1 protein-coding gene is annotated in these 1,138 nt (G+C 70.3%); it reads left to right on the top strand.

The window, feature by feature from the left end; genetic code table 11:
• Positions 1-218 precede the first annotated feature (218 nt).
• The gene (locus tag ABEA07_RS16050) at positions 219-563 is read left to right on the top strand and encodes a DUF2958 domain-containing protein (RefSeq protein WP_345539060.1); all 345 of its coding nucleotides are present in this window, start codon (positions 219-221) and stop codon (positions 561-563) included.
• The last annotated feature ends 575 nt before the right edge of the window (positions 564-1,138 follow it).

Here is a 1,138-nt window from a genome sequence, read left to right as displayed (position 1 = left end):
CAAGGCAGGACGCCAGTGAGGCAGAGGCGCAGGACAGAGGGGCGGGAGGGTGGTCTTGCTGTTCCCTTCAGGCTGCCACGGCGTGCTCGCCCTCAAGGTCTGCGCGCCCTCGCGGGCGCTTGCGGCCTGACGGCCGTCTTCGAACCTTGACCGCTGCGCGCGCCGTGTCGCCGGACGGTCCCGGGCAATCCCGCCCGCAACCGTTGAAGGAGCACACCATGTTCAATTTCATCACCGAAGCGCAGCGCGAGCAGCTGATCGCCCACGGCCGGACTTCGCGAGCGACCGACGACTTCGATCCCTATCCGGTGGTCAAGCTGTTCACGCCCGATGCCGGGGCGACTTGGTTGCTGTCCGAACTGGACGAGACGGGTCAGGTCGCCTTCGGCTTGTGCGACCTGGGGCTCGGCAGTCCCGAGCTGGGGCTGGTAGACCTGCACTCGCTGGCGGCCGTGCGCGGCCTGATGAACCTGCCGATAGAGCAGGACCTGCACTTTCGGCCCGACAAGCGGCTGAGCGCTTACGCGCGCGAGGCGCGTGCGGCCGGGCGCATCCAGGCCTGAGCGCGCAGACCCGTCGCAGCCGCCGCCGGCAGGGCCGGCGGCCAAGCCTCGCGTGGTGGCGCGCACCACGGCGCGCGAGCGCTGTTCCTTGGCCGCCGCGGGCCTTGGCCTTCGCCTTGGCCTGGGCTCAGCGCATTTTGTGGGGCCTTCGGTGCTCAGCGGTTGGCCCATTCGTCGACGAAGTCCCGCGCCTTGCCATCCAGGGCCCAGAGCGCCGACCTCCGGTCGCCGCGTGGCGTCCTGAGGCCGGCCGGTCGGGCGCTTCGCCCGCAAGATGCATCGACGGTCGTCTAGGCAGAGCCTTCGCGCTGGTGCCTGTTGGGTCGTCGTGGTCCGATCGGCATGCCTTGGGCAGCAGCACGTTCGTGCAATGCAACGATCTTGTCTTGGGCGCCCCAGCGGCTGCGCCGCTGTCGGGCTGCTCCAGGTTCGCGCCTTCGCGCTCATCCCCTGGCGGGGACGGCCTGCGGCCGCGTTGCGCATCCCTGGCGCGGCAGCCGCAGGCTGCCTGCAGGGGACTGGCGTCCCCTGAACTTCCATTGATCAGACGTGCCTGCGGCACGTGGTGGCGCTCG

Origin of the sequence: Variovorax defluvii, assembly GCF_039541515.1 — a bacterium.
Classification (GTDB): domain Bacteria; phylum Pseudomonadota; class Gammaproteobacteria; order Burkholderiales; family Burkholderiaceae_C; genus Variovorax; species Variovorax defluvii.
Note: the sequence above shows the minus strand (reverse complement) of the source record. Positions and strands in the feature narration are given on the sequence as shown.

Excerpts from the sequence above, each read along its gene's own strand:
- ABEA07_RS16050 (WP_345539060.1), top strand. The coding sequence starts at position 219 with ATGTTCAATTTCATCACCGAAGCGCAGCGCGAGCAGCTGATCGCCCAC.